Origin of the sequence: Saccharothrix deserti (assembly GCF_009769385.1) — a bacterium.
GTDB classification, from domain to species: domain Bacteria; phylum Actinomycetota; class Actinomycetes; order Mycobacteriales; family Pseudonocardiaceae; genus Actinosynnema; species Actinosynnema deserti.
In genome coordinates this window covers 181,545-204,612 of the sequence record NZ_VKAB01000023.1, presented here as the reverse complement: position 1 = coordinate 204,612, position 23,068 = coordinate 181,545, and the positions used below count along the sequence as shown (strand labels likewise).

Annotated in this window: 25 protein-coding genes; 16 read left to right on the top strand and 9 right to left on the bottom strand. The window is 70.1% G+C overall.

What is annotated here, in order from left to right:
* The first annotated feature begins 57 nt into the window (after positions 1-57).
* From FM051_RS32350 to secA, 3 genes are all read left to right on the top strand, one after another.
* The gene (locus tag FM051_RS32350; RefSeq protein WP_158850039.1) at positions 58-678 is read left to right on the top strand and encodes a ComF family protein; all 621 of its coding nucleotides are present in this window, start codon (positions 58-60) and stop codon (positions 676-678) included.
* Positions 679-1,108: 430 nt separating this feature from the next.
* Positions 1,109-1,831: a ribosome hibernation-promoting factor, HPF/YfiA family gene (hpf, locus tag FM051_RS32345; protein WP_158850037.1), complete on the top strand. Its 723-nt coding sequence runs from the start codon at positions 1,109-1,111 to the stop codon at positions 1,829-1,831.
* Positions 1,832-2,418: 587 nt separating this feature from the next.
* Positions 2,419-5,289, top strand: a complete 2,871-nt coding sequence (gene secA, locus FM051_RS32340) for a preprotein translocase subunit SecA (RefSeq protein ID WP_158850086.1) — start codon at positions 2,419-2,421, stop codon at positions 5,287-5,289.
* A gap of 216 nt (positions 5,290-5,505) precedes the next feature.
* Here the strand turns inward: secA and FM051_RS54090 are convergent, their stop codons facing one another.
* Positions 5,506-5,895 carry an Rv3235 family protein gene (locus FM051_RS54090; protein WP_420803642.1) on the bottom strand — a complete coding sequence of 130 codons (390 nt, stop codon included), beginning with the start codon at positions 5,893-5,895 and terminating at the stop codon, positions 5,506-5,508.
* A gap of 56 nt (positions 5,896-5,951) precedes the next feature.
* Here FM051_RS54090 and FM051_RS32335 point away from each other — a divergent pair, with 56 nt between their 5' ends.
* Complete coding sequence (locus FM051_RS32335; RefSeq protein ID WP_158850035.1) at positions 5,952-6,362, top strand: HAD-IA family hydrolase; 411 nt, start codon at positions 5,952-5,954, stop codon at positions 6,360-6,362.
* A gap of 264 nt (positions 6,363-6,626) precedes the next feature.
* Here the strand turns inward: FM051_RS32335 and FM051_RS32330 are convergent, their stop codons facing one another.
* A complete protein-coding gene (locus FM051_RS32330; RefSeq protein ID WP_420803641.1) occupies positions 6,627-7,376 on the bottom strand; it encodes a TrmH family RNA methyltransferase in 750 nt (249 codons plus the stop codon).
* Between the two features lie 63 nt (positions 7,377-7,439).
* On the opposite strand from FM051_RS32330, the gene FM051_RS32325 reads away from it, so the two are divergent.
* From FM051_RS32325 to FM051_RS32315, 3 genes are read left to right on the top strand one after another with little or no spacing between them, the layout of a single operon-like run.
* Positions 7,440-8,114, top strand: a complete 675-nt coding sequence (locus FM051_RS32325; RefSeq protein ID WP_158850031.1) for a phosphotransferase — start codon at positions 7,440-7,442, stop codon at positions 8,112-8,114.
* A gap of 10 nt (positions 8,115-8,124) precedes the next feature.
* Entirely contained in the window at positions 8,125-9,501 is a 1,377-nt protein-coding gene (locus FM051_RS32320; protein WP_158850029.1) for a WS/DGAT/MGAT family O-acyltransferase, read from the top strand.
* Positions 9,498-9,989 (top strand): DUF6912 family protein, encoded by a 492-nt coding sequence (locus tag FM051_RS32315; RefSeq protein WP_158850027.1) that lies wholly within the window; start codon positions 9,498-9,500, stop codon positions 9,987-9,989. The genes FM051_RS32320 and FM051_RS32315 overlap by 4 nt, the downstream gene beginning before the upstream one ends.
* A 181-nt stretch (positions 9,990-10,170) precedes the next feature.
* Here FM051_RS32315 and FM051_RS32310 read toward each other — a convergent pair whose 3' ends face one another.
* Entirely contained in the window at positions 10,171-10,539 is a 369-nt protein-coding gene (locus FM051_RS32310; protein ID WP_202919127.1) for a VOC family protein, read from the bottom strand.
* A gap of 37 nt (positions 10,540-10,576) precedes the next feature.
* Between FM051_RS32310 and pruA the strand changes: the two genes are divergently transcribed.
* On the top strand, positions 10,577-12,208 hold the full coding sequence (pruA, locus tag FM051_RS32305) for an L-glutamate gamma-semialdehyde dehydrogenase (RefSeq protein ID WP_158850025.1): 1,632 nt from the start codon (positions 10,577-10,579) through the stop codon (positions 12,206-12,208).
* Between the two features lie 160 nt (positions 12,209-12,368).
* Here pruA and rsgA read toward each other — a convergent pair whose 3' ends face one another.
* Both rsgA and aroA read right to left on the bottom strand, forming a co-directional pair.
* On the bottom strand, positions 12,369-13,379 hold the full coding sequence (gene rsgA, locus FM051_RS32300; RefSeq protein WP_158850023.1) for a ribosome small subunit-dependent GTPase A: 1,011 nt from the start codon (positions 13,377-13,379) through the stop codon (positions 12,369-12,371).
* A gap of 1 nt (position 13,380) precedes the next feature.
* A complete protein-coding gene (gene aroA, locus FM051_RS32295) occupies positions 13,381-14,661 on the bottom strand; it encodes a 3-phosphoshikimate 1-carboxyvinyltransferase (protein ID WP_158850021.1) in 1,281 nt (426 codons plus the stop codon).
* A 100-nt stretch (positions 14,662-14,761) separates the two neighbouring features.
* Between aroA and FM051_RS32290 the strand changes: the two genes are divergently transcribed.
* Both FM051_RS32290 and FM051_RS32285 read left to right on the top strand, forming a co-directional pair.
* The gene (locus tag FM051_RS32290) at positions 14,762-15,523 is read left to right on the top strand and encodes an SOS response-associated peptidase (RefSeq protein WP_158850019.1); all 762 of its coding nucleotides are present in this window, start codon (positions 14,762-14,764) and stop codon (positions 15,521-15,523) included.
* Positions 15,520-16,134, top strand: a complete 615-nt coding sequence (locus FM051_RS32285; protein ID WP_158850017.1) for an alpha/beta hydrolase family protein — start codon at positions 15,520-15,522, stop codon at positions 16,132-16,134. The genes FM051_RS32290 and FM051_RS32285 overlap by 4 nt, the downstream gene beginning before the upstream one ends.
* Before the next feature lie 80 nt (positions 16,135-16,214).
* On the opposite strand, the gene ybaK is transcribed toward FM051_RS32285, so the two are convergent.
* The gene (gene ybaK, locus FM051_RS32280; RefSeq protein WP_158850015.1) at positions 16,215-16,691 is read right to left on the bottom strand and encodes a Cys-tRNA(Pro) deacylase; all 477 of its coding nucleotides are present in this window, start codon (positions 16,689-16,691) and stop codon (positions 16,215-16,217) included.
* A 226-nt stretch (positions 16,692-16,917) separates the two neighbouring features.
* Between ybaK and FM051_RS32275 the strand changes: the two genes are divergently transcribed.
* Both FM051_RS32275 and rsrA read left to right on the top strand, forming a co-directional pair.
* The gene (locus FM051_RS32275) at positions 16,918-17,544 is read left to right on the top strand and encodes a sigma-70 family RNA polymerase sigma factor (protein WP_158850013.1); all 627 of its coding nucleotides are present in this window, start codon (positions 16,918-16,920) and stop codon (positions 17,542-17,544) included.
* Positions 17,541-17,840, top strand: a complete 300-nt coding sequence (gene rsrA, locus FM051_RS32270; RefSeq protein ID WP_158850012.1) for a mycothiol system anti-sigma-R factor — start codon at positions 17,541-17,543, stop codon at positions 17,838-17,840. The genes FM051_RS32275 and rsrA overlap by 4 nt, the downstream gene beginning before the upstream one ends.
* 93 nt (positions 17,841-17,933) lie before the next feature.
* Here rsrA and FM051_RS54085 read toward each other — a convergent pair whose 3' ends face one another.
* The gene (locus FM051_RS54085) at positions 17,934-18,008 is read right to left on the bottom strand and encodes a 50S ribosomal protein bL37 (RefSeq protein WP_096498094.1); all 75 of its coding nucleotides are present in this window, start codon (positions 18,006-18,008) and stop codon (positions 17,934-17,936) included.
* 108 nt (positions 18,009-18,116) lie between these two features.
* On the opposite strand from FM051_RS54085, the gene FM051_RS32260 reads away from it, so the two are divergent.
* Together FM051_RS32260 and FM051_RS32255 are read left to right on the top strand one after the other, a co-directional pair.
* Positions 18,117-18,332, top strand: coding sequence for a biotin/lipoyl-binding carrier protein (locus FM051_RS32260; RefSeq protein WP_158850011.1), 216 nt, complete (start codon positions 18,117-18,119; stop codon positions 18,330-18,332).
* Entirely contained in the window at positions 18,333-19,811 is a 1,479-nt protein-coding gene (locus tag FM051_RS32255; RefSeq protein WP_158850083.1) for a PAS domain-containing sensor histidine kinase, read from the top strand.
* A gap of 131 nt (positions 19,812-19,942) precedes the next feature.
* Here FM051_RS32255 and FM051_RS32250 read toward each other — a convergent pair whose 3' ends face one another.
* Positions 19,943-20,197 (bottom strand): WhiB family transcriptional regulator, encoded by a 255-nt coding sequence (locus FM051_RS32250; protein WP_015104912.1) that lies wholly within the window; start codon positions 20,195-20,197, stop codon positions 19,943-19,945.
* Between the two features lie 226 nt (positions 20,198-20,423).
* Entirely contained in the window at positions 20,424-21,368 is a 945-nt protein-coding gene (locus tag FM051_RS32245; RefSeq protein ID WP_158850010.1) for a diacylglycerol/lipid kinase family protein, read from the bottom strand.
* Positions 21,369-21,631: 263 nt separating this feature from the next.
* Between FM051_RS32245 and FM051_RS32240 the strand changes: the two genes are divergently transcribed.
* Both FM051_RS32240 and FM051_RS32235 read left to right on the top strand, forming a co-directional pair.
* Complete coding sequence (locus FM051_RS32240) at positions 21,632-22,033, top strand: hypothetical protein (protein WP_158850009.1); 402 nt, start codon at positions 21,632-21,634, stop codon at positions 22,031-22,033.
* 157 nt (positions 22,034-22,190) lie between these two features.
* The gene (locus FM051_RS32235; RefSeq protein WP_158850008.1) at positions 22,191-22,937 is read left to right on the top strand and encodes a S1 family peptidase; all 747 of its coding nucleotides are present in this window, start codon (positions 22,191-22,193) and stop codon (positions 22,935-22,937) included.
* Positions 22,938-23,068 lie beyond the last annotated feature (131 nt).

The following is a 23,068-nucleotide window of genomic DNA, read 5'->3' as shown; positions in this document are numbered from 1 at the left end:
TCCGCGCACCTCGCCGGAGGCCCCTGAATTGTCGGGGGGCGCCGGCATGGTCGATCCATGCTGATCAACCTGCTGTTCCCGCCCCGTTGTCCCGGCTGCGGCACGTGGGGCGTGCGCCTGTGCGCTCGCTGCCTGGCCCTGTTCGGTCCTCCGACACGCGTGCCCGGTGCCGGGCCGCCGGTGTTCGCGCTGGCCGCGTACGCGGGCGCGGCGCGCGAGATGGTGCTCGCGTTCAAGGAGCGCGGGCGGCGCGAACTGGCGGCCGTGTTCGGTGCGCTGGTCGCCGCCGCGCTGCCCCGACTACCGGGTGTCGGGCCCGATCCGTGGCTCGTGCCCGCGCCGTCCCGCGCGTCCGCCGCCCGTGCCCGCGGCGGTTCCCACGTGTTGAGAGTGGCACGTGCGTCCGGCTTTTCCGTGGCGCCCGCACTCGCATTTGCGAGAGGTGTTCGTGATTCGGCGAAGCTGGACGCGGCGTCCCGTCAGGCGAATCTGACGGGCCGGGTTCGGCTCGTTCCGGCAGGCCTGCCACCACCGCAAACGCCACTTGTCCTGCTGGACGACGTGGTGACCACGGGATCGACGGCACGCGAGTGCGTTTCGGTGTTGAAAACAGGCGGATTCCGGGTACCCGCCGTGCTCACGCTGACAACTGCCCGCCGAAGCCACCCACACGGGTGAATCCAGCCGGGAACCTCCCGGGACGCTCGACCGTTGGCCGGATATGACGCCCGCGCAGAGGCCGTTCGCCGTAACCGCTCTGCTGTCGAGTGCCCGTGGTGGGCTGGGCTGTTCGGGTGAGCGGCCGTCAGCGGGATGTCTCAGCGCGCCCACCTGGCGCACCGCCGGGACCGGTTTTTCGTCACTCTCCGTCATGGCGAGAAAATCTTGGAGTTACCCCGCTCCAGGGGCTGTCGCAGCGGCGAATACCGGGCTAACGTGCACCGCTATCAGCGTTCCCGGCACGCGGGGAGGAGGCGAACAGCCCATGACCCTGGCGCCGGTGGAAGGCTGAGGGCAACCCTCAGCGACAAGTTCGCGAACATGATCGCGAATCCGGCGCCTAAGCGATCCAAAGCCATTGCTCGCAGCAAAGCGAGGGAGGTCGTGTATGGACATCGTCGTTAAGGGCCGCAATGTCGAGGTGCCCGATCACTACCGGGTTCACGTCGCCGACAAGCTGGCCCGGCTTGAGCGTTACGACCGCAAGGTCATCCGCTTTGACGTGGAGCTCTTCCACGAGCCCAACCGCAGGCAGTCCAAGAACTGCCAGCGTGTGGAGATCACCGGCAAGGGACGCGGCCCGGTGGTTCGCTCCGAAGCGTGTGCGGGCGACTTCTACGCCGCCCTGGACTCCGCGGTCACGAAGCTCGAGAACCGGTTGCGGCGCTCGCATGACCGCAGGCGCGTACACCACGGGCGACGCGGCCCGACGTCGGTCGCCGAGGCGACCAGCGGACTGGGGGACACTCTGCCCCGTCGCCCAGACCAGGCTCGCACCGACCAAGGCCACACCGACCAAGATGGCAGCCAGGCACAGGGCATGTGGCTCGGCCACACCGCCGTGCTGGAAGCGGCCGAGCCGGAACCCGCGTACGAGGGCGTGGCGGAAGTGCCCGCGCAGCGCTGGGAAGACGGTGTCGAGGACAACCTGCCCGGCCAGATCGTGCGCGAGAAAGAGCACACGGCCAAGCCGATGACCGTCGACCAGGCTCTCTACGAGATGGAACTGGTCGGCCACGACTTCTACCTGTTCTCCGACGCCGACAGCGGCCGTCCGAGCGTCGTCTACCGCCGGAAGGGGTTCGACTACGGCGTGATCAGGTTGGCCTGAGCGCCACCTGACCACGGTTCCCTCACTCGACCTTCGCGGCCCCCGGCGTCCCTTGCACGCCGGGGGTTGCTGTGTTTGATTGCGCCGCCTCCGGCGTCGCGGGCTCGGTCGCCCGGGAGGTCGGTCGTTCGCGCCTGATTTTCCGACGATCGAAAAGCGTGATCGCCGGAAAATGAGTCGCGAACGACCGACGGCGACCTCGCGTGGTGGTCAGGTCGCGTCGGTGCCGTGAGCTGTCCCGCTGCGAGCCGGCCAGCCTCGTGATGGCCTCCAGGTGTGCTCAGAGTGACCTCGAAGCGGGTGAATCGTCGGATCTTGCGAGGGGCGTCCACCGGTCCGGCACGAACTGCCCGGTCACGGGACGCGATCTTGACCCCGACCACCCGGAGCCCGATCGCGGGCCGGCGGACCGACCCGGCGAAGGCCGTTACGCGGCGTTCCGCACCCCTTCCTACCTGTGTCTGTGCACACAGCTTCACGACTTGCCTACGATGGCAGGTGGAGACGGCTCGCCATGGCCATGGCGAGCCCTGTGGAAGGCGCCCGTCCCCCGGGCGCGTCGCGATGAGGTAATGAGGTCGACCCGGATGGTGCTGTCCCGACTGCTCCGCGCTGGCGAGGGCAAGATGCTCAAGCGCCTGCGCAACATCGCAGCGCACATCAACAACCTCGAAGACGACGTCGTCGACCTCTCCGATGCGGAGCTGCGCGCGAAGACCGAGGAGTTCCGCAAGCGCTACGCCGAAGGCGAGTCCCTGGACGAGCTGCTGCCGGAGGCCTTCGCGGTCGTCCGCGAGGGCGCCAAGCGCACCCTCGGCCAGCGGCCCTTCGACGTCCAGCTGATGGGCGGCGCGGCGCTCCACCTCGGTCAGATCGCCGAGATGCGCACCGGTGAGGGCAAGACCCTGACCTCCGTGCTGCCCGTGTACCTGAACGCGATCGCGGGCAGGGGCGTGCACGTCGTCACGACGAACGACTACCTGGCCAAACGTGACGCCGACTGGATGGGCCGAATCCACCGGTTCCTCGGCCTCACCGTCGGCGCGATCCTGTCGGAGATGACGCCCGAGCAGCGCCGCGTCGCCTACAACGCTGACATCACCTACGGCACGAACAACGAGTTCGGCTTCGACTACCTGCGCGACAACATGGCGTGGAGCCGCGAGGAGATGGTCCAGCGCGGCCACTACTTCGCGATGGTCGACGAGGTCGACTCGATCCTCATCGACGAGGCCCGCACGCCGCTGATCATCTCCGGCCCGGCCGACCAGTCGTCGCGCTGGTACGTCGAGTTCGCGCGGCTGGCCACGAAGATGCGCCGGGACCACCACTACGAGGTGGACGAGCGCAAGCGCACGATCGGCGTCACCGAGGCGGGCGTGCAGTTCGTCGAGGACCAGCTCGGCATCGACAACCTGTACGACTCGACCAACACCCCGCTGGTCGGCTACTTCCAGAACTCGATCAAGGCCAAGGAGCTCTTCACCAAGGACAAGGACTACATCGTCCGCAACGGTGAGGTCATGATCGTCGACGAGTTCACCGGCCGCGTGCTGGCCGGTCGTCGTTACAACGAGGGCATGCACCAGGCGATCGAGGCCAAGGAAGGCGTCGAGATCAAGGCCGAGAACCAGACGCTCGCCACGATCACGCTCCAGAACTACTTCCGCCTCTACGAGAAGCTCGGCGGCATGACCGGTACCGCCGAGACCGAGGCGGCGGAGTTCCACCAGACCTACAAGCTCGGCGTGGTGCCGATCCCGACGAACCGCCCGATGCAGCGCAAGGACGAAGCCGACCTGGTCTACAAGACCGAGGAGGCGAAGTTCGAGGCCGTCGCCGAGGACATCGCCGAGCGGCACGAGAAGGGCCAGCCGGTCCTGGTCGGCACGACGAGCGTCGAGCGCTCCGAGTACCTGTCGAAGCTGCTGGTGCAGAAGGGCATCCCGCACGAGGTGCTGAACGCCAAGCACCACGACCGCGAGGCGCTGATCATCGCGAAGGCCGGCCGCAAGGGCGCCGTCACGGTGGCCACCAACATGGCCGGTCGCGGTACGGACATCGTGCTGGGCGGCAACCCGGACATCCTCGCCGACCACGAGCTGCGCGAACGCGGCCTCGACCCGGTGGAGAACCCGGAGGAGTACGAGGCCGCCTGGGCGAAGCTGATCGAGGAGATCACCGCCGAGGTCAAGGCCGAGGCCGAGGAGGTCCGCGCGGCCGGCGGCCTGTACGTGCTGGGCACCGAGCGGCACGAGTCGCGGCGCATCGACAACCAGCTGCGCGGTCGTTCCGGCCGTCAGGGCGACCCGGGCGAGTCGCGGTTCTACCTGTCGTTGAAGGACGAGCTGATGCGCCGCTTCAACGCGGCGATGGTCGAGACGGTCATGACCCGGCTGAAGGTGCCGGACGACGTGCCGATCGAGCACAAGATGGTCACCCGGGCCATCCGCAGCGCGCAGACGCAGGTCGAGCAGCAGAACTTCGAGATCCGCAAGAACGTCCTCAAGTACGACGAGGTCATGAACGAGCAGCGCAAGGTGATCTACGCCGAGCGCCACCGCGTGCTCGACGGCGAGGACCTGCGCGAACAGGTCGAGCACATGATCACCAGCGTGGTCGGCGAGTACGTCGACGGCGCGACGGCCGACGGTTACGCCGAGGACTGGGACCTCGACCAGCTGTGGACGGCGCTCAAGACGCTGTACCCGATCACGCTCGACCACAAGAAGCTGCTCGAGGAGGACGAGGACGTCACCCGCGAGTCGCTGAAGGCGAAGCTGCAGGCCGACGCCCTGGCCGCGTACGAGGCACGTGAGGCGGACATCGACGGCCGGGTCGGCCCCGGTGCCATGCGCGAGCTGGAGCGCCGCGTCCTGCTCTCCGTCCTGGACCGCAAGTGGCGCGAGCACCTGTACGAGATGGACTACCTCAAGGAGGGCATCGGCCTGCGGGCGATGGCCCAGCGCGACCCGCTGATCGAGTACCAGCGCGAGGGCTTCGACATGTTCAACGCCATGTTGGACGCGTTGAAGGAGGAGACCGTCGGCTTCCTGTTCAACCTGCAGGTGGAAGCCGCCGAACCCGAGCCCGCCGCCGAACCGCCGGTCCAGGTGTCGATCTCCAACGGCGGCCCCCTCGCCGGCAGCCGCGCCCGAGCCCGCGCAGCCGCCGCAGCGGCCGCCCAGCAGCAGGCAGAAGCCGACCAGGCCCCCGCCGGCCCCGCCCTGGCACAGCTCCAGAGCGGCAACGCCATCCCGCCCGCACTGCGCGGCAAGGGCCTCGACGGCCGTGGCCAGCAGGGCCTGACCTACTCCGGCCCGTCCGAGAGCGGCGACGCCGAGACCAGCGGCAACGACACCCCCCAGCAGGGCGGCGGCCAAGCCGGCACCCGCAAGGAACGCCGCGCCGCAGCCCGCGCCCAGGCCAAGGGCCAGCGCAAGGGCCCGCGCCAGTAATGGCACCAGCACCAGCACCAGCGAAGCGGGGCACCGACTGCGGTCGGTGCCCCGCTTCGCGCATTCAGCAAGCCACCCCCCGCCACACATTTTCGCGGTATTGCCACTCGATCGTGTGAATGGTGCGTGCGGGCCGAGTGGAGGCTTGGCGTGAGTGGCGAAGCCTCCACTCGGACACCGCATGGTCGGGTGGTCGGGTTCATGTGCAGGTTGTGGTCAGGGGAGTAGGTGGAATTCGGTGCAGTGCCAGCGCGAACCCCGGCGTTCTACTCGGGCGGCGAAGGCTCGGACTTTTGTCGGCATGTGGAGGGTGCCCGCGAGTTCCGCCGCATCCGGGGAAACGTGGCACAGGCGGTAGCGACCCAGGCGGGTTTGGGTTCGGGTGGCGGCTCGGGTCACGGTGGTCAGGGCGTCCGGTCCGAAGGTGGCGGATAGCTGTCGTGGTGGTCGGCGGCCGTTCAAGGCCTCTACCAGGGGAAACAGGAAGTGGCGGGCGTCGAGCGCCGGGTGGGGCGGCGTGGGCGTCTGGGGAGACGAGGGCTCGGCCGGCAGGTGTTGGGTGGTGGCGGGCCTTGTTGACGACAGGGTGCGCAGTTGAGGTGGCATGCTGAACCGAGGGCCAACACCGGAGTTGCGTACCAAGATCACCTGATGGAGGCACGGTGCGGGGACTGGTGCTCGACTTCGGCGGCGTGCTGACCGACCTGGGCGACGACTGCACCGCCCTCGAACCACCCCTGCTCACGGCCACCCGTCAGGCCCGCCACCAGGGCATCCTCACCGCCGTGCTGTCCAACGCCGACGGCCTGTGGAGTCCCCCGGCCGAGTGGGCCCGCCTGTTCGACGTCGTCATCACCTCCGGCGAGGTCGGCATGGCCAAACCCGACCGGCGCATCTACCTGCTCGCCGCCGAACGCCTCGGCCTCCCCGCACACGAATGCGTATTCGTGGACGACCTCGCGGTCAACGTCCGGGGCGCCGCGGCAGCCGGAATGGTCGGTGTGCACCACCAGTCCGTGCAATCCACCCTCGAGGAACTGGAAACACTGCTCCAGGTCCCCCTCCAGAGTTAATCGGTGACGAACGGCTACCGAAAACCCACCCGAGCGGTGAATTGCCGATCGCTCGACTTCCCTCGTACGTTCTAAGCGTTCACGGCCGAAGATCACCGAAATGAATAGCGCTGATCGGAACGGCGCGGACCGACGGGTACCGCGTGCGAAAGGCAGTGGTGAGCCACCGATCAGCCGGGGTTGAAGCAGCGCGGGTGTCGGAGCGGCCCTCCGGCGCCCGTGCTGCACCCAAACCCAAACCCAAACCGAAACCCGAACCCGAACTCAGCCGGCGGTCCGGCGGCGCACGACCTCGAAGCACAGCACAGCCGCCGCACTGGCCACGTTCAGCGACTCGACACCCGCCGCCATCGGGATGGACAGCCACCCGGTCACGTGCGGCCGCACGTCGTCCGAGATGCCCGCCGTCTCACTCCCCAGCACGAACGCCGCCCGCCGGGGCAGGTCCGCCGAGTACACCGACTCCCTGGCGTTCGCGTCCAGCGCGAAGATCGGATAACCGGCGGCGCTCAGCGAAGCGGCGGCCTCGGCGGCGGTCGCGCAGCGGAGCACCGGCGCGCGGAACGCGACCCCCGCCGAAGCCTTGACCACCATCGGGTCGATCGACGCGACACCCCGGCGCGGCACCACGATGCCGTCCATCCCGGCGGCCGTCGCGGTGCGGAGGATCATGCCGACGTTCGCCGGCGTGGTGATGCCGTCGAGCACCAGCACGTTGCGCGGCCGGTCGCGCAGCCCCAGTTCGAGCGGACGCATCCGCGGCGCGACGACGTCCGCCAGCACGCCCTGGTCCTGCTTCCCGTTCCCGGCCAGCACCTTGACCCGCTGCGCCGTCGCCCGCTGGACCGTGACGCCCCGGCGGTTGGCCGCGTCCAGGATCTCCCGGGCGGCCGGGCCGCGGGCCGTGTCGGCGAGCATGACCTTGTCGACTTCGAGTCGCGGGTCGTCAAGGGCTTCCAGCACGGGCTTGCGGCCGTACACGGTGACGAACTTGTCCTTGGGTGACACATCCACGGAGCAAGTGTCCTCTACCCGAATGGGGGTTGCGCCGGCGCTGTCAATCATGATGATCGTCACATGACATCGCGCGACGAGGCGCATCGTCTGCTGGCCAGCGGCCGGGAGGCGGACGTCTACCTGCGTCCGGACGGTCTGCTGGTCAAGCGCAGCCGCGCGGGCCGTGACCTGGGGCCCGAGGCCGAGTTGATGCGCTACCTGCGCCGACACGGCATACCGGTGCCGAGGGTGGCGCACGCCTCGGAACAGGACCTGGTCATGGAGTACGTCCCCGGTCCGCGCATGTCGCAGGAACTGGACGCCAAGCCGTGGCGCGCGGGCGCGCTGGGCCGTGAGCTGGCCGAACTGCACCGCAGACTGGACGAGGTGCCGGCACCGACGTTCCTGGACGGCGACGGGGACGGCGACCTGCTGCACCTCGACCTGCACCCCGGCAACGTGGTGATGGGCCCGGACGGTCCGGTGGTCGTCGACTGGGGCAGCGCGCGCAAGGGTGACCGGAAGGTCGACGTCGCGCTGAGCTGGCTGGCGATCGCGGTGGCGCCGTTGCGGCCGTTCAAGCGGCTCGCCCGGTCACGGCTGGTGCGCGGGTTCCTGTCGGGGGTGGACCACTCGGTGCGGGTCGAGGCGCGTCGGGCGATGCCGGCGGCGGCAGCGATCAGGCTGGCCCGGCACCAGCGCGACGCGGCCGAGGTCAACGCCGTGCGCAGGCTGGTGCGGGACTGCACCGACTAGCCTGGGCGGCATGCCCGACCGCCTGTCCGCGCTGGACGCCTCGTTCCTGTACCTGGAGGACTCCACGACGCCGATGCACGTCGGCGGGGTGGCGGTGTTCCGCAGGCCGCGCACCGGGTTCGACTACGACCGCCTGGTCGACCTGATCGAGCAGCGGTTGTCGCTGGTGCCCCGGTACCGGCAGAAGGTCGTGCAGGTCCCCGGACGGCTGGCCCGGCCGGTGTGGGTGGACGACCCGGACTTCGACGTCACCTACCACGTGCGGCGGTCCGCGTTGCCGAAGCCGGGCAGCGACCAGCAGCTGCACGACCTGGTGGCGCGGCTGATGTCCCGGCCGCTGGACCACACCCGGCCGTTGTGGGAGATCTACCTGGTCGAGGGCCTGGCCCGGAACCGGACCGCGGTGATCACCAAGACCCACCAGGCGATGGTGTCCGGGATCGGGGCGCCGGAGATCGGGCAGGTGATCCTGGACGTGTCCGCCACGCCCCGGCCGCCGGTGGAGTCGCTGTGGATGCCTTCGCCCGGGCCCAGCGGGTTGCAGTTGGTCGCGGACGCGGTGGCCGAGGCCGTGCAGCGGCCCGGTGAGCTGGTGGAGAACGTCCGGTCGGCGGCGATGGACACGGTGGCGACGGTGCGGAAGGTCGCCGGGGTGTTCGGCGGCTTGGCGTCGGCCGTGCGGACCGCCGCCACGCCCGCGCCCGGCAGCCCGTTGAACGTGCGGATCTCGCCCCAACGGCGGTTCGCGGTGGCGCGCACCAGGTTGGACGAGTTCCGCGCCATCCGGCGGGTGCACGGTGGCACGGTCAACGACGGTGTGCTGGCGGCGCTGTCCGGGGCGCTGCGGAACTGGCTGCTGTCGCGTGGCGAGGTCGTGACGGCCGGGACCACGATCCGGGCGATGGCGCCCATGTCGGTGCGCGACGACGAGACAGCGGTGTCGGCGTACCTGGTGGACCTGCCGGTGGGGGAGTCGAACCCGGTCGTGCGGCTGCACCACGTGTCGCACGCGATGCGCGCGCACCAGGAGTCCGGGCAGTCGGTGGCGGCGCAGACGTTGGTGCGGTTCTCGGGGTTCGCGCCGCCGACGTTGCACGCGTTGGGCGCGCGGGCGGCGTCGTCGTTCTCGCGGCGGTTGTTCAACGTCGTGGTGACGAACGTGCCGGGGCCGCAGGTGCCGTTGTACGCGGCGGGGGCGAAGATGATCGAGATGTTCCCGGTTGTGCCGTTGGCGAAAAACCAGGCGTTGTCGATCGGCGTGACGTCTTATGACGGTGGCGTGTACTTCGGCCTGAACGCCGATCGCGACGCGATGTCCGATGTGGACGTCCTGGCCGCGATGGTCGAGGAGTCGGTGGAGGAACTGATGGGAACGGTGTCCACATGAGGGTGTACCTCCCGGCGACCGTCGCGATGTTGCGCGATCTGGTGGACAAGGGTGAGTTCGTCGCGGTGGGTGGGACGGGGTTCGCCCTGACGCCCGCGTTGCGCGAGTCGTACGCGACCGGCGACACGGAGGAGCTCGAGTACTCGGCGATGCTCGACGCCGCTCGCGGTTCGCTGCGGCTGATCGCGGGGGACGAGAAGGCCGTGCCGCGGCGGGCGGTGGTCTCGGCGGACGTGCCGGACGTGAAGCTGCGGCCGGACCTGGACTTCTCGGTGGTGAAGCTGTCGGGCCCGGTGCCGATGAAGCTGGTGGCCGCGATCCACCTGGACACGGCGGAGGCCGAGGACGACGTGCGTGCGGCTGCCGACGTGATCGACGCGGCGGATCTGGGTGATCCGGACGCGGAGTTCGCGCTGGGCGGGGCCGAGGACCACGAGCTGGCCTGGTACGCGCCGCAGGAGCTGCCGTTCCTGCTGGACCTGATGTAGCCGGTCTTCCGGAACGCCCTGAGTTGTCCACAGGGGGCTGGGTTGTCCACAGGAACCGGCCGCGTTACCGGAATCGTCCGACCCAGCCGGCAAGATCAAAGCAGGGGTCCCCTTGGCGGGGACCCCTGCGAAGCCGGCACGAGCTTGCCGCCGGGTGCCCCGGGCGGGTGGCCGTCGGGTGCTACATGCCGGGTGCCGGTTGCCAGAGCTCGATGCGGTTGCCCTCGGGGTCCACGCACCACCCGAACCGGCCGAACTCCGAGTCCTCCGTCTGCGGCAGCACCTCGACGCCCCGCACGCGCAGTTGCGCCAACAGCGCCGGCAGGTCGTCCACCCGCAGGTTGATCATGGCCCGCTGTCCCGGCTCACCGAAGTAGTCGCTGTCGTTCGCGAACAACGCGAACGTCGTCGTCTCCGCCTCCACCCAGTGGAACGTGATCGCGCCACTCGCGCTCATCGGCACGCCGAGGTGCCGGCGGTACCACTCGGCCATGCGCTCGGGATTGCGGGCGCGCAGGAAAACGCCGCCGATACCAGTCACCTTCGCCACGGCTGCGCACCGTACTACCGCGTGCCACGATGACCCTATGGACGCGGTCACGTCGCCACCCGAACCGGTCAACGAAACGGCGCGAGCGTACGCACCGGGCAGCGCCGATCGTGACTCTCTGCTCAGGCGCTTGGCGCAACTCGAAGGTGAACGCCACGAACTGACGATGACCATCGGCGGCGCCCGGCGGATGGCGGGCGGCGAGCCGGTCGACGTCGTCCAGCCGCACGACCACCGGCACGTCCTCGGCGTCACCGGCCAGGCCACACCCGCCGACGTCGCCGACGCCGTCCACGCCGCCAAAGACGCCGCGCGACCGTGGCGCGACCTGCCGTTCGACGAACGCGCCGCCGTCCTGCTCAGGGCCGCCGACCTGCTCGCCGGGCCGTGGCGGGACACGCTCAACGCGGCCACCATCCTCGGCCAGTCCAAGTCCGTCCAGCAGGCCGAGATCGACTCCGCCTGCGAGCTGATCGACTTCCTCCGCTTCAACGTCGCCTTCGCCCGACGCCTCCTCGCCGAACAACCCGCGTCGAGCCCCGGCATGTGGAACCGGTTCGACCACCGGCCGCTGGACGGGTTCGTCGTCGCCATCACGCCGTTCAACTTCACCGCCATCGCGGGCAACCTGCCGTTGGCGCCCGCCCTGATGGGCAACACCGTGGTGTGGAAGCCGTCGCCGACCCAGCAGCTCGCCGCGGACTGCACGATGCGGCTCCTCGAAGCGGCCGGGCTGCCGCCGGGCGTGGTCAACATGGTCACCGGGGACGGCCAGGCGGTCAGCGAGGTGGCGTTGGCCGACCCGAACTTCGCCGGGCTGCACTTCACCGGCTCGACCAGGACGTTCAAGGCGCTGTGGCGGACCATGGCCGACCACCTCGACACCTACCGCGCCTACCCGCGCGTGGTCGGGGAGACCGGCGGCAAGGACTTCGTCGTCGCGCACCCGAGCGCCGACCCGGACGCGCTGGTCACGGCCCTGGTGCGGGGTGCGTTCGAGTACCAGGGGCAGAAGTGCTCGGCCGCGTCACGCGCGTACGTCGCCCGGTCGTTGTGGGAGTCGCAGGTGCGCGACCAGCTCGCGGACGTGACGAAAACCCTGTCGTACGGGGACGTCACGGACTTCTCGCACTTCGGCGGGGCGGTGATCGACGCGCGTGCGTTCGCCAAGCACCGGGACGCGCTGCGGGCGGCGGACGCCGAGCCGTCCGTGGAGACGCTGGTCGGTGGGACGTGCGACGACGAGGTCGGCTACTTCGTGCAGCCGACCGTGCTGGTGGGCACGGACCCGCAGAACGACGTCTTCACCACCGAGTACTTCGGCCCGATCCTGTCGGTGCACGTCTACGACGACGCCGAGTACGGCGACATCCTGGACGTGGTCGACACGTCCACGCCGTACGCGTTGACCGGCGCCGTGTTCGCACGTGAGCGGCAGGCGATCGAGGAGGCGCACCGGGCGCTCCGCTTCTCGGCGGGCAACTTCTACGTCAACGACAAGCCGACCGGCGCCGTGGTGGGGCAGCAGCCGTTCGGCGGCAGCCGCGGTTCGGGCACGAACGACAAGGCCGGCTCGATCTTCAACCTCCAGCGCTGGATCAGCCCGCGCTCGGTGAAGGAGACGTTCGTGCCGCCGACCGACCACACGTACCCGCACATGGGTCTCTAGTCGCCCAAAAGCCCAGGTCGCACGTTCTGAGCGTTGAATTCGGGGGTCCTGAACGCAGGACTCTCGCATCCTGAACGTAGGACACACCTGGCCTGAACGTAGGACACACGCGTTCTGAACGTAGGACACACGGGGGCTGGAGGTTCGACTCTCGCGGAGGCTAGTCGTATTCCTCCAGTTTGCTGCGGGAGGCCAGGAGGCGGCGCAGGGAGGCCAGGCGGCCGGGGGACGCCTCGCCGGTGCGGACCAGCTCGTCGAGCATGCAGTCCGGGTCGTCCGGCTCGCCCTGGTGACCGCAGCCGGACGGGCACTCCTCGGCCATCGCCTGCATGTCCGGGAACGCGGCGACGATGTCGTCGGGGGTGATGTGCGCCAGGCCGAACGAACGGATGCCTGGCGTGTCGACCGCCCACCCGCCCTCGGGCAGGGGGAGGGCCACGGTCTGGGTGGACGTGTGGCGGCCCTTGCCCACACCGCTGACCACGCCCACGGCGCGGCGGGCGTCCGGCACCAGCTTGTTCACCAACGTCGACTTGCCCACCCCCGAGTGCCCGATCAACGCCGACAGCCGGTTCACCAGCCGTGAGCGCAGCTCGTCCGGGTCCTGGTCGGACCGCGTCACCACCACCGGCAGGTCCAGTTCGGCGTACGCGGCGAGCAGGTCGTCCGCCGGGGCCAGGTCGGACTTCGTCAGGCACAGCAGCGGTTCCAGCCCGCCCGCGTACGCGGCGACCAGGCAGCGGTCGATGAAACCCCGGCGCGGCTGCGGGTCCGCCAACGCCGACACGATCACCAGCTGCTCGGCGTTGGCCACCACGACCCGCTCGAACGGGTCCGTGTCGTCCGCGGTCCGCCGCAGCACACTCCGCCGCTCCTCCACCCGGACGATCCGCGCCAACGTGTCCGGCTGACCGGAGGTGTCACCGACCAGACCGACGTGGTCGCCCACGACGACCGGCGTCCGGCCGAGTTCCCGCGCCCGCATGGCGACGACCAGCCGTGCCGGGTCGCCGTCCATCGCGCACGTCCACCGCCCCCGGTCCACCCCGACGACCATGGCGGGCACGGCGTCGGCGTGCTCCGGCCGGCGCTTGCTGCGCGGCCGGGTCCCCTTGCCCGGCCGCACCCGCACGTCGGACTCGTCCAGCCGCCGCCAGTCGCCGCGTGCCACGTCAGCTCGTCCCGAGCGTGTTCGTCCCGAGCATGGAGGCCCACATTCCCGGGAAGTCGGGGATCGTCTTGGTGGTCGACCCGATGTCGTCCACGGACACGCCCTCGACCACCAGCCCGATGATCGCGCCCGCGGTGGCCATGCGGTGGTCGGCGTAGGCCCGCCACACGCCGCCGTGCAGCGGTCGCGGCGTGATGACGAGGCCGTCCTCGGTCTCCTCGGCGTTGCCGCCCAACCGGTTGATCTCGGCGGCCAGCGCGGCGAGCCGGTCCGTCTCGTGACCGCGGATGTGGGCGACGCCGCGAATCCAGGTCGGGCCGTCGGCGAGCGCCGCCATGGCCGCGACGGTCGGCGTCAGCTCGCTCTCGTCACGCAGGTCCACGTCGATCCCGGTCAGCCGGTCGGGACCGCGCAACGTGAGGCCGGCATCGGTGAGCGTCACCGCGCAACCCATGCGTTCGAACAGGTCACGTGCCGCGCCGCCCGGCTGGGTGGTCTCCGAGGGCCACCCCGGGATGGTCACCTCGCCGCCCGTCACGGCCGCCGCCGCCAGGAACGGGGTGGCGTTGGACAGGTCCGGCTCCACGTGCCAGTCGCGGCCGGTGATGGCCCCCGGTTCGACCCGCCACTCGTTCGGCGACGAGTCGTCCACGACGACCCCCGCCTCCCGCAGCATCGTCACGGTCATCTCGATGTGCGGCAGCGACGGCACCGGCTTGCCGTCGTGGCGGATGGTCACGCCGCTCTCGTAACGCGCGCCGGACAGCAGCAGACCGGACACGAACTGGGACGACGCCGACGCGTCGATGGTGACCTCGCCGCCGGGCACCCCGCCCTTGCCGTGCAGCGTGAACGGCAGCGCCGCGCCCTCCACGTCAGCGCCCAACGCCCGCAACGCGTCCAGGATCGTGGTCATCGGCCGGGTCCGCGCGTGCGGGTCGCCGTCGAACGTGATGTCGCCGACGGCCAGCGCGGCGGCGGGCGGCAGGAACCGCATCACGGTGCCCGCGAGGCCGCAGTCGACCTGCGCCGGACCGTGCATCGCGTGGGGTGTGACCAGCCACGACCCGTCCGGACCGTCGGTGAGGTCGACGCCGAGCGACCGGAGCCCGGCGGCCATCAGGTTGGTGTCGCGGCTGCGCAGCGGGGTGTGCACGGTCGACGCGCGGTCGGCCAGCGCGGCCAGCACGAGGGCCCTGTTGGTGATCGACTTGGAACCGGGAACGGGTACCGTCGCGTGGACGGGGCCGTCGGCGGTGGGAGCGGACCACTGCTGAGTCATGGCTCGATGATTCCGCATCGGGTGGTCGACAGCTCGCACCGGGCTTTGCGACGTGCGACGATGGCACGCCCGAGGGTGATCTGTGGAGAGGTGATCGGTTGTGTGCGGCAGGTACGCCTCGACCAAGAACCCCGCGCTGCTCGCCGCGGAGTTCGACGCGGTGGACGCCACCGAGGGCGCCGCGCCCGGCCCGGACTACAACGTCGCGCCCACCAAGCAGGTGCTGGCGGTCGTCGAACGCCACCCGCGCGACGACGAGGGCAACCCCGACCCGGACGCCACCGAGCGCAGCGTCCGCGTGATGCGCTGGGGCCTGGTGCCGCACTGGGCCAAGGACCTGTCAGGCGCCGCGAAGATGATCAACGCGCGGGCGGAGAGCGTGCTGGACAAGCCCGCCTACCGCGACGCCGCGGCCAAGCGCCGGTGCATCGTCCCGGCCGCCGGCTGGTACGAGTGGCAGCCCGGCGAGGGCCGCAAGCAGCCGTACTTCATCAACCCCGGTGACGATTCCAGCATCGCCATGGCCGGTATCTGGTCGGTGTGGTGGCAGCAGGAGGGCGACGAGCGCAAGCCGATCATCACCTGCGCCGTGCTCACCACCGACGCGATCGGCGAGATGACGTCCGTGCACCACCGGATGCCGCTGGTGCTGCCGCGCGACCGGTGGGCGGACTGGCTCGACCCGGACCGCACCGACCCGAAGGACCTGCTCGCGCCAGACCTCGACCTGGTCGACTCGCTGGAGCTGCGCCCGGTGTCGATGAAGGTCAACAGCATCAAGAACAACGACCCGTCCCTGATGGACGCGGTTCGCCTGGGGGAATCGGAGAAGCCGGAGCCCACCTTGTTCGAGTTGTCATGACATCACGGGTGGTCGACACCCCGTACGGTCCGGCGCGGGCCGAGCTGCACTGCGCGTCCGAGAGCCGGGCCGCGCTGCTGCTGGGGCACGGCGCGGGCGGCGGGATCGCCGCACCGGACCTGGTGGCGGCGACCCGTGCGGCGGTGGACGCGGGCGTGCACGTGGCGCTGGTCGAGCAGCCGTACCGGGTGGCCGGCCGCCGTGCCCCTGCAGCCGCCAAGCAGCTCGACGCGGCGTGGCTCGCGGTCGCGGACGAACTGGGTTCCACCTGGTTCGACGACCTGCCGCTGGTGTTCGGCGGCCGGTCGTCGGGCGCGCGGGTGGCGTGCCGGACGGCGGCGGAGGGCCAGGCGGTGGCGGTGCTGTGCCTGGCGTTCCCGGTGCACCCGCCGGGCAGGCCGGAGAAGACGCGGATGCCCGAGCTGGACGGCGTGGAAATCCCGACCCTGGTGGTGCAGGGCGAGAACGACCCGTTCGGCCGGCCCGACCCGGCGCACCACCGGGACGTCGTGCTGCTGCCCGGGGACCACAACCTCAAGGCCGACCTGGACGGGGTGGGCCGCGCGGTGGGCGAGTGGCTGGAGCACGTGCTGCGGCCTCTCGAAGTGTGAGAACCCGAACAGGCCTGACGACTGACAACCCTCGAAGGACCCTCGAAGGACTTCTTCCGACGGCCTGCGCTGATCAGCGTTCAGGCCGAGATCGGCGCGACGACCCCTTGCGTCAGCTTGACCAGGTCTTCCGGTGCGATCTCGACTTCCAGCCCACGCCGCCCGGCCGAGCAGTAGACGGTCTCGAACCCCTCCGCCGAGGCGTCCAGCACCACCGGCAGCCGCTTCTTCTGACCCAACGGCGAGATACCGCCCGCCACGTACCCGGTGGCCCGCTCGGCCGCCGCGACGTCGGCCATCTTCGCCTTCTTCCCGCCGACGGCGGCGGCCAACGCCTTCAGGTCCAACTGTCCTGTGACCGGGACCACACCGACCGCGAGCTTCCCGTCCACGTCCGCGACCAGCGTCTTGAACACGCGCTCGGGCGCGATCCCGAGCGCCTCCGCGGCCTCCAGCCCGTACGACTCGTGGCGGGGATCGTGCTCGTACGCGTGCAGCGTGTACGCCACCTTCTGCTTGTCCAGCAACGCGGTGGCGGGCGTCCCACGTCCGGCCATGATCGCGCACCCTAGTGCAGCGGCGGTCGGCGGGAATGAGCGGCGGGCCTGTCGCGTTGGTGCGAACGTGGCTACCGAGGTGATGGATCAGCAGGTCAGCAGGACGGTCAAGGCGCGTCCGCCGCGTGGCTCGGGTCACTGCCGTCCAGGCGACCGCCGCGTATCCTCGACTGCGACCCAGACAGTTCCATCCGCCGCGCTGACCAGCCGGCGGGAAGGGAGCGCGGTGCCAGCCACGCGAACGCAGGTAACGCCGACTGACGAGACAACGGTCGAACGCGCAGCGCGATTCGAGCGCGACGCGATGCCGATGCTCGACCAGTTGTACTCGGCGGCCCTGCGGATGACCCGCAACCCGGCCGACGCCGAAGACCTGGTGCAAGAGACCTACCTCAAGGCATACGCGGCCTTCGCGTCCTTCTCGGAGGGCACGAACCTCAAGGCCTGGCTGTACCGCATCCTCACCAACACCTACATCAACGGCTACCGCAAGAAGCAGCGCCAGCCGATCCAGCAGCCGACGGACGAGATCACCGACTGGCAGCTGGCGCAGGCGGAGAGCCACACGTCGACCGGGTTGCGGTCGGCCGAGGTCGAGGCGATGGACCGGCTGCCGGATTCAGACGTCAAGGAAGCCCTGCAGCGGCTGCCGGAGGAGTTCCGGATCGCGGTCTACCTCGCGGACGTCGAGGGCTTCGCGTACAAGGAGATCGCAGACATCATGGGCACCCCCATCGGCACCGTGATGTCCCGGTTGCACCGGGGCCGCAGGCAGCTTCGCGACCAGTTGGCGGACACCGCGCGCGAACGCGGTTTCCTGCGCAACGGTCAGCAGGAGGTGGCGGGCCGATGAGCTGCGGGAAACCTCACGAAACGGACTGCTCCGAGGTGCTGGCCGAGGTCTACCTCTTCCTCGACCACGAGTGCGACGAGAAGCGGAAGAACCTGCTCCAGACCCACCTGGAGGAGTGCCACCCGTGCCTGGAGCAGTACGGCATCGAGGAGCACTTGAAGGCGCTGCTGGCCCGCAAGTGCGGCGGTGAGCACGCCCCGGAGGAGCTGAAGCAGCGGCTGCGGGCGAGGCTCTACGAGACGACGACGATCGAGGTCGAGGTCCGCACGACCGCGCCCGAGACGTCGAGTCCCTGACCCAGGCCCCCTGAACGCCTGGTCGAAGGCACCCCGGCAAGCCGAAGGCCCCGGAGCACAGTGCTCCGGGGCCTTCGCACGCCGTGAAGTCGATCAGGCGTTGGGGCGCTTCCCGTGGTTGGCGCCGCCCTTTTTGCGGTCGCGGCGCTTGCGGGCACGCTTCGACATGGGGTTCTCCTAGTGCTCGAACTACCTCGCCCCAGTGTGTCACGCGGTCACCTGGCCACAGCAGGCGGCCTGAACCGTGGTTGGATGAGCCCCGAACGAAGGAGGACCATGGCCGAGGAAATCCGGGCCGAGATCGTGGCGAACGTGGCCCAGATCGCCGTCAAAGAGGGTGACGAGGTCACGCACGAGACCACCGTCGTGGTGCTGGAGAGCATGAAGATGGAGATCCCGGTCCTCCCCGAGAGCGCCGGCAGGATCACCCGCATCGCCGTGTCCCCCGGTGACGTGGTCCAGGAGGGTGACCTCATCGCGGTGGTGGAGTAGCTGTCCACGCTCACCGATCTGCTGGCCGAGCACACGAAGCTCTCCGGCGCCGCCGTCGACCACCTGCAACTGGTGGTCGCGGAGTGGCAACTGCTCTCCGACCTCAGCTTCGCCGACTTCCTGATGTGGGTGCCGCTGGACGACACCACGTTCCTGTGCGTCGCCCAGGCCCGGCCGACGACCGCGCCGACGGCCCACCCCGAGGACGTCGTCGGCAGCACGGTCGACGTCGAGGAGCACCCCCAGCTGCGCCGGGCCATCACCGAGGCGCGGATCTGCCGCGAGGAGGACCCGCGCTGGCACCTGGGCGTGCCGGTCCGCCGTGAGGCGATCCCGGTCAAGCGGCACGACGAGGTCATCGCGGTGCTCAGCCGCAACACCAACCTGGCCGTGCCGCGCGTGCCGAGCCCGTTGGAGATCTCCTACCTGGGCAGTGCCGCCGACCTGTGCCAGATGATCTCCGACGGCACGTTCCCGACCACCGAGCCGTCACCGGACGTGCACACCAGCCCGCGCGTCGGCGACGGCCTGATCCGGCTGGACGCCTCGGGCGCGGTGGTGTTCGCCAGCCCCAACGCGCTGAGCGCCTACCACCGCATGGGCCACGCCTCCGACCTGGTCGGGGTGCACCTGGCCCCGCTCACCCGGTCCCTGATAGGCGACCCGTTCGACGCCACCGAGGTCGCCCAGCGCATCCGGGCGGCCCTGGACGGCCAGCCGAGCATGCGCATCGAGGCCGAGTCGCGCCGTGGCGCGGCGGTGCTGTTCCGCGCCCTGCCGCTGCGGCCGCGGGGCAGTGCGGCCGGCGCGCTGGTGCTGTGCCGGGACGTCACCGAGGTCCGCCGCCGCGACCGCGCCCTGATGTCCAAGGACGCGACGATCCGCGAGATCCACCACCGGGTGAAGAACAACCTCCAGACCGTGGCCGCGCTGCTGCGCCTGCAGAGCCGCCGGACCAGCAGCGAGGAGGCGCGCGAGGCGCTGGCCGAATCGGTGCGCCGCGTGACGTCGATCGCGCTGGTGCACGAGACGCTGTCCATGTCGGTGGACGAGCGGGTCGACCTGGACGACGTCGTGGACAAGGTCATCCCGATGATGTCCGACGTCGCCGCCACCGAATCGCAGGTCGTGGTGCGCCGCGACGGGAAGTTCGGCATCGTGCCGGCCGAACTCGCCACCCCGCTGGTGATGGTGCTGACCGAACTCGTGCAGAACGCGTTCGAGCACGCGTACGCGGCGGGCCAGCGCGGCGAGGTGGTCGTGCACGCCGAGCGCTCGGCGAAGTGGCTGGACGTGGTGATCTCGGACGACGGCCGCGGCCTGCCGCCGGGGTTCTCGCTGGAGCGCACCGACCGGCTCGGTCTCCAGATCGTTCGAACGCTCGTCGAATCCGAACTCAGGGGCTCGTTGAGCTTGCGGCGCAGGCCCAGAGGCGGTACAGAGGCGGTCCTGCGCGTACCGCTCAGAGCGCGGCGTTAGACTGCTCCCCGTGCACACGTGACGACCTACCTCAGCGGAGTCACGTGGTCATGCGGGAGGGTGTGCAACACAAGCGAAAGGCCCGACACCTGGCACGGTGTCGGGCCTTTCGTGTTTGCTCTGTGTAGCACTCAGGCGTTGCTGCGAGCCCGGGTGCGGGCGTTGCGACGCTTGAGGGCGCGACGCTCGTCTTCGCTCATCCCGCCCCACACGCCGGCGTCCTGGCCGCTCTCGAGCGCCCACGCGAGGCAGTCGGAGACGACGGGGCAGCGGCGGCAGACGGTCTTCGCCTCGGCGATCTGCAAGAGCGCAGGACCGCTGTTCCCAACGGGGAAGAACAGCTCGGGGTCCTCGTCGCGGCAGATCGCGCGGTGGCGCCAGTCCATTGGAACTACTCCTCAGCTAGGCGCGCGCGAAGGCGCGCCACTCGTCAGCGGTCGGTTTTGGGGTGCTTGTGAATGCTTTCACGAACGGCGGGGATGTCAAGGGTTTAGCGCCAACCCGGTGAGTGAACTCACCCGAAAGATCGACAGAGTTCACCTGGGCTTTCACACAGGGGTGACACGGAAGGTCGGAACATCGCGGACAGGTACCGGGCCGGTTACACCACGGTCACACAGCGACCGTGAGTGCGCCCGGCACAGCCGTGAACTCCACCTCAGTGCAAGCGCCGAGCAGATCCCCGTCCACCTGGAGGTTGACGGGTTCCGGACTCGTCACCCGGACGAACTCAACGTCGTCGCGCCGGAGCAGGTTCCCGCCTCTGGGGTTCCCATCCGTCGCCAAGAGATGCGTCACATAGCGAATAATTGTCGGAAGTCCCATCCCGTGCAGCGCGAACAGGCCCAGACCGCCGTCGAACGAGGTGCTGGGGTTCAGCCGGATCGCCTTGTCGCCGAGGTACGTCCACGGGTCGGTGTTCGACACGAACGCCAACCGCACGTCCTCGAACGGCGGCTCTTCCGGGATGTGCACGGTGAGCGCTGCCGGCCGCCTGCGCTGGCCGAAATAGCTGGTCAGCGCGGTGCGCGCGTAGAGGGCGGGTGACGCCTGGCGGCCCTTGGCGCGCTGGTGCTCGACGCCCGCGACCACGTCGGCGTCCCAGCCGACGCCCGCGTTGAAGGTGAACCAGCGGTCGTGGTCGATCCCGGCGCCGGTGGACGCCACGTGCCCGAGGCTGACCTTGCGGCTGGTGCCGTGCTCGATGGCCTGGAGCAGGCGGTAGGTGGCCTCGACCGGGTCGCGCGGCAGACCGAGCGCGCCCGCGAACACGTTCGCCGACCCGCCGGGCACCACGCCGAGCATCGGCAGGCCCGGCTGCGCGCCCTCGCGCAGCACGCCGTTGACCACCTCGTTGACGGTGCCGTCGCCGCCGTGGGCCACGACCAGGTCGTACCCGTCCACGACGGCTCGCGCGGCGGCGTTCGCCGCGTGCCCGCGGTAGTCCGTCTCGACGATGTCGAGCTTCACATCACTGGCCAGCGCGTGCGCCAGCACGTCACGGCCGGCAGGCGTGGTCGCCGTCGCCTGCGGGTTGACCACCAGAAGTGCGCGCACTACTGAAGGGTAAGACAGCGCGTGACCCCGGACAGGTTGCGCGTCACCCGGTAGGTGGGTTCTAGGCGCACGAAAGTGGTCCACATCTCCTTTCCGCGTCGCGTTGCCCTGCGTCTGCGACAAGTGCACCCCGGCCCGACCGCCGGCTCGCCGAAGACTTGCTGTGATCATCGCTCCTGCGGCGGTCGAACGGGACTCGCCAACCGGGTGGCCTACGATGCGTGACGAGTACTCACTGTGAGGCCCGGTTGAAAGGTCACGGCGTGACGACCCAGAGCAAGGTCCCACCGGCGGTCCGGGCAGCCGGCGCGCTCACCGCGTTGCAGGGCCTGGCCGGGTTGGCCTTCGCGGTCGCGCTGGTGGTGCGCTCGTTCAGCGCGGAGAAGTCCGGTGAGGTGCTCGGCGAGGCCGCCTACTTCGCGGTGCTGTCGGCCGGTGTGCTCGTGGCGGGTGGCGGTCTGGTGCTCGGCAAGCACTGGGGGCGCACGCCGGCGGTGGTCGTGCAGCTCCTCCTGCTGGGTGTCGCCTGGTACATGTACGGGCCGTCCGGCCGGCAGCTGTGGGGCGCGCTGCTGGGCGTGTACGTCGTGGGCACGCTCGTGCTGCTGTTCACCAATCCGGTGCGCCGGTGGGCGCTCGGCGTGGACGAGGACGAGGACGCCTGAGTCGGGCTGCCGAGTCGCGGCCCCCTGCTAGGGCATTCGGTCGCCGACTATCGGCTGGGTGATCGCCGACTAACGGAGGGTGGCCAGTGTCACTCCAACAGGTGACGCTGAGGGTGGTGAATTCACCACTCCCTGCGTTTGTTGAGGTGACAACTCCATGCGACTCAATCGCGCCCTGTCCGCGGTGGTCGGAGCCACTACGGCCCTGCTGTCGGCGCTCGCGCTGACCGCGTTCGCCCCCGTGGCGTCCGCTCAAGAGGCCGACGTCCAGCCGTACATCATCGGCGGTGGCACGGCGAGCAACGCCCCCTGGGCGGCCCGCCTGTTCCGCAACGGCCAGCAGAACTGCTCGGCCACCATCATCGCCCCGACCTGGATCCTGACCGCGCAGCACTGCGTGGCCAGCTCGGGCACCTACACGTTCCGGGTCGGCAGCCTCGACCAGACCAGCGGCGGCACCATGGTCACCGCCACCCAGATCATCCAGCACCCGTCGGTGGACCTGGCGCTGGCGCGGATCGACCGGTCGGTCTCGGGCACCTACGCGCCGCTGGGCACCACCAGCGCCGTGGCGGTCAACCAGACCGTGCAGCTCTACGGCTGGGGCGCCACCTGCACCAACCAGCCGGAGATCAACTGCCAGGCCCGCTACCTCAAGGTCGCCGACACGCGGGTGACCTCGGTCAACGGGCGTGACTACCGCGGCGGCATCGCCATCTCGGTGACCCGCGTCGACGGTATCGCGGCCGGCGGCGACTCGGGCGGCCCGATGTTCGCCACCAGCCCGGTCGACGGCCGCCGCTACCAGGTCGGCGTCGCCTCCACGAGCGACCGCTCGACCCGGTCGAACTACACCGCCGTGACCCGCTACCGCGACTGGATCCGCTCCTACGCCGGCGTGTGACCGGACTCCCGGCCGAGGGGGTTGACGAACTCTCCCCTGTGCCGCCCCCTCGGCCGGGGCACCACGGTTTGAATTCCGGGCCACCCACCAGTCACAATCACCCTGCGTGTTCACATTTGGTGGATGGACAC